Genomic DNA, 7890 nt, shown 5'->3' on the forward strand with positions numbered 1-7890 from the left:
GTTATCCTCTACAATTTATTCTCCAGCAACCCGAGCTCGTTGTCCAGCTCGCGCGGCAGGCGGGCACCGAGCTTGGCGTAGTGCTCCCGGATGCCCGGGAGTTCCGCACGCCACGCGGCGCGGTCCACGGACAGCAGTTCCGCCTGCTCCGCCGGCGTCATGTCCAGGCCCGAGAAATCCAGCGCGCCCGCGGCCGGCACCCGTCCGATCGGCGTGTCCACGGCTTTCCCGCCGCCCTCGACGCGCTCGAAGATCCACTTCAGCACGCGCGAGTTCTCCCCGAAGCCCGGCCAGAGCCACTGGCCTTCCGCGGATTTGCGGAACCAGTTGACGTAGTAGATGCGGGGCAGCTTGTCCGCGGCGCTTTCCCGCCCGACCTTCAGCCAGTGAGCGAGATAGTCGCCCATGTGATAGCCGCAGAACGGCAGCATGGCCATCGGGTCGCGGCGCATCGTGCCGACGGCGCCCAGCGCGGCCGCCGTGGTCTCGCTGCCCATGATGGAGCCGAGGAACACGCCGTGCGCCCAGTGGAACGCCTCGGTGACCAGCGGGACGGTGGACGCTCGCCGGCCGCCAAAAAGGATCGCCGAGATCGGCACGCCGGCCGGGTCTTCCCATTCCGGCGCGATGACGGGGCACTGGGCCGCCGGGGCGGTGAACCGGGCGTTCGGATGCGCGCCCTTCTTCCCCGAGGCCGGGGTCCATGCCTGGCCCTGCCAGTCCATGCCCTGCGCCGGGGCCGGTACGCCCATGTCCTCCCACCACACGTCCCGGTCGAGCGTCAGCACGGTGTTGGTGAAGACCGTGTTGCGCTGGATCGTGCGCATGGCGTTCGGGTTGCTGCTCATGCTCGTGCCCGGGGCCACGCCGAAGAAGCCGGCCTCCGGGTTGATCGCGTGCCACCGGCCGTCGGGCCGCCGTTTCATCCAGCAGATATCATCGCCGATGGTTTCGACCTTCCAGCCGGGCAGGGTCGGCTCCATCATGGCGAAGTTCGTCTTGCCGCACTGCGAGGGAAACGCCGCGGCGACGTAGATGGATTTCCCCAAGGGGTTGGTGACCTTGATGATCAGCATGTGCTCCGCGAGCCAGCCCTCGTCCCGCGCCTGCACGGACGCGATGCGCAGGGCGTGGCACTTCTTGCCCAGCAGCGCGTTGCCGCCGTAGCCCGACCCGTAGGACCAGATTTCCCGGGTTTCGGGGAAATGCGTGATGAATTTCTGCTTCACGTCCGGGTTGCACGGCCACACGGAATCCTTCTGCCCCGGCGCCAGCGGCGCGCCGACGGAGTGCATCGCGCGGACGAACTCGCCGTTCTTGCCGAGCACGTCGAGGACCTTCGTCCCCACACGGGTCATGATGTGCATGTTGATCACGACGTACGGCGAGTCCGTGATCTCCACCCCGATATTCGCGATCGGGCTGCCGATGGGGCCCATGCTGTAGGGGATGACGTAGAGCGTGCGGCCCTTCATGCAGCCCCGGTACGACTTGCGCATCAGGACCTTCATCTCCGCCGGATCCATCCAGTTGTTCGTCGGGCCGGCGTCCTCGCGGACCTTCGAACAGATGAACGTGCGCTCCTCCGCGCGGGCGACGTCGCTGGGATCGGACCGGAAGTAGAGGCAGCCCGGCCAGCGTGTTTCGTCCAGCCGCACGGCCATGCCGGCGGCGACCATCTCGCTCGCCAGGCGGTCGTATTCCGCCTTCGACCCGTCGCACCAGTGCACGTTCTGCGGCTCGCACAGCGCGCGCCATTCTTCCACCCAGTCCAGCAGTTGCTTGTTTTTCGTCATGTCGGCATCCCTTTCATCCCTCGACGCCGGCCGTTCCGTTTCGTTGCCGTACTCGCAGGGTGCGACGCAGTTTAGCGTGAGGGCCGGCGCTTGGCAAGCGCGGGGTGAAGCATTTTTTTCGCGAAGGGCCGGGGCGCCGTTCAGGGGCGGGCTTGGCTCCATGCGCGGGCCAGGCGCGCGGCCAGGTCCCGGCAGCGGGCCAGGGGATCGTCTTCCGGGGGGATGACCTCCGACAGCGCCGCGAGGATCTCGGAGGTTTGCGTGTCCACCATCCGGACGGTAAGGCGGTCCCCCCCGGACGCGGCGCCGAGCTTGACCACCAGCAGCGCGCCGGCGGGAAACAGGCGGCCGAGGGCCATGCGAAGCTCGGGTGCGGCGACGTCGGAGGCGCTCAAGTCCAGCTCCCGCAGGATCTCCTCCATGGCCTCCCGCTCGACGACGCGGAAGTCGCCCGCCTCCCGGAAGGCGGCGAGCAGCGCGGTTTCATAGAGCCAGGCGGTCTCTTCCTCCACGCCCGCCGCGGGCGCGGGCGGCAGCACGGCCAGGGTGCGCGGCCGGGGGGCGTCGGCCGGAGGGTCTTCCCGGGGGCCCGCGTTTTTTCCTTCCCGGATACGCTGGAGCAGGGCCTGGGTTTCGTCGCGGCGCCTTTGCTTTTCCGCGGAGCGCAGGTAGTCGTTCACCAGCGCGGCGAGCGGGTCGCCGGGCTCCGCGGCCAGGCGGCGGTCGAGCAGGCGCCGGGCGGTGTTCGTCGCGCCGCGCCGGTCGAGGAGGGCGGTGTCGAACAACACGCGCATCTGCTCGCGCCGGTCGGGCGACCAGGTCGCGGCCACCTGCCAGACGGCGCCCGTCGAAAGCGCCTCCGCCAGCCACTCGCGGGCCAGTTGCTCGAACGGCATGGACTTTTCGACCAGTACGAATTCGCCGCCGGCGTGGGCGGGCCCCGGGAGCGGGCCCATCCGCACCATCTGGCCGGTCATCTCGCTGACCGTGTCCCGCAGCGACATCCCGAGTTCCGAGGCGGAGCACCAGCCGCGGGCCGGGTACTCGAGGGCGTTGAGGAGCGTCCGGCTGAACACGCTGTGCCGGCCGCCGCTGTCGGCCACCGGCTCCAGGTCGCCGCTGGCGATCAGGTAACGCGAAGGGCGGGCGAGCGCGTTGACGTACCAGCCGACCTCGGCGGACGGCGCCCCGGCGGGCGCGCCCCGGAACAGGGACCCGCCGAAGCAGGAGTCCGCGATCACGAGGATATGCCGCGCCTCGGAGGCGCCGATCATCTTGGCGAGCACGGCGTTCCAGATCCAATCCTCCCGCGCCGGCTGGCCGTCCGTTCGCCAGCGGGCGTCGGAGGGGATCCAGAATCCCTCGTCCAGCGTCTCGTCGTAGAACCCGTGGCCGGCGAAATAGACCAGGACGGCGTCGTCCCGCGTGTAGTCCACCAGCCGGTCCAGGGCCTGCAGGACGGTGGCGCGCGTGGCGTCGGCGTCGAGCAGGCGGGTCACCTCGAACCCGTATTTCTGTTCCAGGACGTCGCCCACGGCCTCGGCGTCGCCCCGCGCCGTGCGCAGGTCGGTCCACCCGTCCGCCCCGTGGTGCCGGTAGTCGTTGATGCCGATCACGAGGGCGTGGTACGCGGGCATCGTGAACTCGGGCGCCGCCCGGAGCGGCGCGGCCGCGCCGGCGAGCCCGCCCGCGGCCAGGATCGCCAGGGCCCGTCTTTTCGTGCATGGCTTCATGGGCACCTCTCCGTTCTCACCGGGTCATCACCGTGTCGCCGGGCGCCGGCTCGCGCGCGCCCTTCGCGGGCAGGAACCGCGCCGTGCTCTGCTCCTCCTCCACGCTCTCCACGACGAGTTCCGCGAAAGGGGCGTCGTCCGCTGCCGGCGCGACCCACCGCGTCCCCGCCCGGACTCCCAGTCGGCGGCCCGCCGCGATGGTCCCGCGGCCGCCGTGCCGCGACGCCAGCCGGCTTTCGAGCAGCGGGAAAAACTGCTCCATCTTGGCGGCCAGGCCGTCGAGCGGGGTGCGCCAATCGCCGTTCCGGAACTCGATGTACACGTCGGTCGCGTGAAGCACCTCGGCGCTCGCCGTGTCCACGATCCGCATGTACGCGGTCACGCCGTCGCCGTTCCGGAACAGCGCGCCGGAGAACAGCAGGTCGGCGGGCAGCAGGCGCCCGATCTCCAGCGCCGCGCGCGGGTCGGCCAGGCCGGACGCGCTCAAGTCCAGCTCGCGCAGGATATCCGTCCACTCGTCGCCGCGGGCCAGCAGGCGGAACCGCGCGGGCGGCCGCGCGAGGCACTCGCCGAGATGCTCCGTCGCCTGGTCCGCGTCGAGCCCGCCGCCCGCGGGGTCGGCGCGGCAGGGGCGCAGCACCGCCCGCAGGCGGTAGCGCGGATTCAGGAGGTCCGGGGCGCGGGCGACGACGGTGAGGCGGCGCTCGGTCCGGTTGCCGGCCCGGTCGCGGGCGACGACGGTGAAGACGTTGGTGCCCTCCGCGCGCAGAAACGCGGCGAAGCGATGCCGCGTCGCGCCGCGGTGCTCCGGCTTCAGCCATTCCTCGCCGTTGACCGTGACGCCGGCCAGGCCGCCGGGGTCCATCGCCTCGCCGTCCAGGTAGAACTCGCCACCGGATATGGTGATCCAGGGGCGATCGTCCGCCAGGCGCAGGACGGGCGGCGCGGCGTCCCGCTGGTCCTCGGCCCGGAGTTCCGGGATATCGTCCCCCGCGGACGCGAGTTCCACCGGCGGGCGAGAGGCGCTCCGCGCCAGGTCCTGGGGCCCGGCGGTCAGCTCGATCCGGTGGCCCGCCCGGTCCTCGGCCTCGACGTGCAGCGGCTCGCCGGCGTCCAGTTCCGCGCGGAAAGACTGGTCCTTCCCGGGCCGGGCGAGGGGAACGGCCCGGCCGTTGACGCGGAGCCCCGCGAGTTCCTCGTTGTCATAACACGCGCCCTCGATCGTGCGATGCCGGCCTTCCGTCCGGGCGGCAAGGAGGACGATCTGGGGCGGCTGCCAGTCGGCGCGGCACACGAACTCCCGCGCCGCGGTCCGGCCCGTCAGATCGGCGGCGGTAACGCGGATCGTGTTCGAGCCCGGGGCCAGCGCGACGAGTTCGGAGAACGGCAGGTTGGTTTGCGCCAGCTCGATGAACTGCGGGCGGCCGTTGATCTCGACGGCCCTGACGTAGCCCGGTCCGCGGGCGGTTCCGGCGACCGCCAGTTCGCGGGCGCGGGTCCAGGCCGGCGTCGCGTCAGCGTCCGGTTCGATGCGGGGCGGCGCGACGCGCCGCCCCGCCAGGGTCTTCTGCCGGGCGAGGTTCAGGTAATGCTTGGCGCGGCCGGACGGTTCCTGCTTCAGGGATTCTTCGAGCTGCCGAATGGCGTCGGCATGGTCGCCGAGGTGATAGAGGCACACGCCCAGTTCCCGGCGGGGAAAGTAGTTCTCGATCATGTGCAGGCCGTAGGTGCGTTCGCGCCAGACGTCCCGGCGGCTGATCGAGCGCGCGCCCGGCCGGAGCCCGAGACAGGTTTCCAGGTCCGCGCGGGCTTCCGCGTACCGGTGCTGGTCCATCCGCGAGACGGCGCGGGCGTAGTAATTCCACCAGTTATGATGGGTCAGGGCCGCGCCCCGGTCCGCCGGGGCCGGGCCGTGCCGCACGCAGCCGGCGGCGAGGAGCAGTCCCGCCGCCGCGCACCGCAGATAGCCCGCATGTCTCACACGTTTTCCTGCAAGCATCAACAAATCCGAAATCCGAATCTCGAAATCCGAAACAAACTCGAAATTCAAACGATCAAATATCGAAACAGCCCGTGCAAGAAACAGGCATTGAATCTTTCGGGGTTTGAGCATTCGAACATTCGGATTTGTTTCGGATTTCGATATTCGGGATTCGAATTCCCCGCATTTCTTCTGGGAAATGCGGGATAGGACCATGGTTTGGTCATGGCGTTTCATGGACCCGGCTCAACTCTCCGGCGATCCGCGCGGCCAGCGCGGGCGACTCCGCCCGCCACGCCGCGAGGTCGCGGTAGTACTCCGTCCATTCCCGCCGCGCCCGCTTGCCGAGGAAGGGGCGCGCAGTCACGGCGACAGCGAGCCGGCCGGCCCGCATTTCCTGGATGGTGGTCTGGAGCGACCACTCGCGGCGGGGCAGCAGGATCCAGCCGCGCCGGCGGGCCCGCTGTTCGCGGTAGGCCCGGTTGAGGGTCTCCTGGAAAAGACGGAGGGGCTCCTGGAAATCCGCCGGGGTGTAGCGGGGGGCGGCTGTTGCGGGTTCCCCGGGCTGGCGCAGGGCGGGTCCGGACAGGATCTCCGGTTGGTCGAAGGCGACGGGCGGGACGAGGTAGCCGGGCAGGACTGCCGCGAGCAGCAGGGCCGCGGCCGCGGCGGCGAAGGTCGCCGTGCGATGCCGCGCCAGGAAAACCGGGAAGGTCAGGATTCGCGCGGGACCGGCGTCCCGGTCGATCTCCGCGAGAATCCGGTCGGTCAGTTGTTCCCGGTCCGGCGCGGCGGCCATCAGCGGCGCGAGCCGCGCGTTGACCCGCCGGTCCTCGCGCACGAGCGCGGCGAGGGCGGGCTCGCGGGCCAGGCGGGCCTCGAAGGCTTCGGCCTCGGCGCGGTCCATCTCGCCCCGGACGTAGCGGAGGCTGGCGTCCTGCTCGTTCAGTTCGTTGTTCACCATGTCTCCTGTAGCCCTAGTCGTGATCGCGCAGAAAATAGTCTTTCAACCGGGGGTTATTTTCGACCTTGCGCTTGAACTGCCGGTAGCAGCCCGCGAGGCGCGGTCCCACGGTGTTGATGGAAATGCCCAGGCGCCGGGCGATCTCGCGGTAGGCGAGCCCTTCCTGGTAGCAGAGCCGCAGGATCTCGGCGCATTTCTCGCCCAGGGCTGTGACGACCTGCGCCACCATCTTCCGCAGTTCCAGTTGCAGGATCGCCCGGGCGGGATCGAAGCTGTCCCGGGGTTCCCGGGCCTGGGCGGCCGTTTCGGCGCCGGGCGCCTCGGCGTCCAGGAAGACCGCGCGATCGCGGACCTGGCGCCGGACCTCGTCAATGCACTTGTAGGCGCAGATCCGGCGGACGAGGGTGTGCACCGAGGCGTTCCCGGTGAAGGCGGCCAGCGCCTGGGGCAGCGCGGACCGGACTTCGTGCTTCAGGTCCTCGCACACCTGCGCGGAGAAACGCCACTTGGCCCAATGTACCACGCACCCGATGACGGGATCGGCGTTCTGCAGGAATTCCCGCCAGGCCGCCTCGTCGCCGGCCTTCAGCCGGTCGAGCTGGGCGGCCGACACCTCCAGCGAAACCCGGCCCGGCCTGGACTCCTTATTCCCGGAAAGGGGCATGCTGTTCCTTCATCCCAAAGGACCACCGCGGCCGATTTTAACTTTTACTGCGCACGAGACAAGAATTTGCTACGACTGTAGAGGGAGGAAGGGGAGTGGATCGAAGGACATGAAATCCGGAACGAAGGCCGGAACAGCGTGGCCCCGTTTCCTCGTTTGGAGCGGCGGCGCCGCGTGGGCGGCCGCGCTGGCCGGGCTGGCCGGCCCGGCCCGGGCGAGCTCGCTGGCCATCGCCACGCCGCACGGGCTGGTGGAGGTCGAGGTGGCGCATGCCGGGCCGGGCGGGGATCTCGTGCGGCCGTCCGCGCCGACGCCGGCGGGGTTCACGCCGCCCTCCATCTTCTCCGCCCCGCTGCCCAGCGGCTCGGGGGCCCGCGCCCTCGGCGTCGCCGGCGCGTTCACCGCGCTGGCCGACGACGCGACCGCCGCCTCGTGGAACCCCGGCGGGCTGACCCAGCTCGAACGACCGGAGGTCTCCTGGGTCCTGCGGTGGGCGGAGGAGACCCAGGACCATTTCTCCCCGTCGGACGATTTCCGGGCGGGCCGCGACCGCTTCTCGGATTTCAACCTGAACTACGTGAGCGCGGTCCTCCCGTTCCGCGCGGCGGACCGGAACTGGGTGGCCTCGCTGAACTACCAGGAGGTCTACGATTTCAAGCAGCAGTTCACCGCCGATATCTTCGGGGCGTCCCGGGAGACCGGTTCCGATGTCGAGACCCGCTCGTACCAGGACACGGTGGTGACCGGCTACC

Annotated in this window: 6 protein-coding genes; 1 reads left to right on the top strand and 5 read right to left on the bottom strand. The window is 70.2% G+C overall.

Going from position 1 to position 7890, the window contains the following annotated elements; all coding sequences use genetic code 11:
• Positions 1-8: 8 nt before the first annotated feature.
• From KA248_13440 to KA248_13460, 5 genes are all read right to left on the bottom strand, one after another.
• Positions 9-1958 (bottom strand): phosphoenolpyruvate carboxykinase (GTP), encoded by a 1950-nt coding sequence (locus KA248_13440; protein MBP7830909.1) that lies wholly within the window; start codon positions 1956-1958, stop codon positions 9-11.
• Entirely contained in the window at positions 1937-3529 is a 1593-nt protein-coding gene (locus KA248_13445) for a caspase family protein (protein MBP7830910.1), read from the bottom strand. The genes KA248_13440 and KA248_13445 overlap by 22 nt, the downstream gene beginning before the upstream one ends.
• A 16-nt stretch (positions 3530-3545) precedes the next feature.
• Positions 3546-5510: a hypothetical protein gene (locus tag KA248_13450; GenBank protein MBP7830911.1), complete on the bottom strand. Its 1965-nt coding sequence runs from the start codon at positions 5508-5510 to the stop codon at positions 3546-3548.
• A gap of 223 nt (positions 5511-5733) precedes the next feature.
• The gene (locus tag KA248_13455) at positions 5734-6471 is read right to left on the bottom strand and encodes a hypothetical protein (GenBank protein ID MBP7830912.1); all 738 of its coding nucleotides are present in this window, start codon (positions 6469-6471) and stop codon (positions 5734-5736) included.
• 16 nt (positions 6472-6487) lie between these two features.
• A complete protein-coding gene (locus KA248_13460; GenBank protein MBP7830913.1) occupies positions 6488-7138 on the bottom strand; it encodes a sigma-70 family RNA polymerase sigma factor in 651 nt (216 codons plus the stop codon).
• A gap of 109 nt (positions 7139-7247) precedes the next feature.
• Between KA248_13460 and KA248_13465 the strand changes: the two genes are divergently transcribed.
• On the top strand, positions 7248-7890 hold a 643-nt coding region (locus KA248_13465; GenBank protein MBP7830914.1), incomplete at its 3' end, for a hypothetical protein.

Source organism: Kiritimatiellia bacterium (genome assembly GCA_018001225.1).
Lineage (GTDB): Bacteria > Verrucomicrobiota > Kiritimatiellia > CAIQIC01 > JAGNIJ01 > JAGNIJ01.

Coding starts and splice junctions, on each gene's coding strand:
- KA248_13440 (MBP7830909.1), bottom strand. CDS start 1,958: ATGGAGCCAAGCCCGCCCCTGAACGGCGCCCCGGCCCTTCGCGAAAAA.
- KA248_13445 (MBP7830910.1), bottom strand. CDS start 3,529: ATGAAGCCATGCACGAAAAGACGGGCCCTGGCGATCCTGGCCGCGGGC.
- KA248_13460 (MBP7830913.1), bottom strand. CDS start 7,138: ATGCCCCTTTCCGGGAATAAGGAGTCCAGGCCGGGCCGGGTTTCGCTG.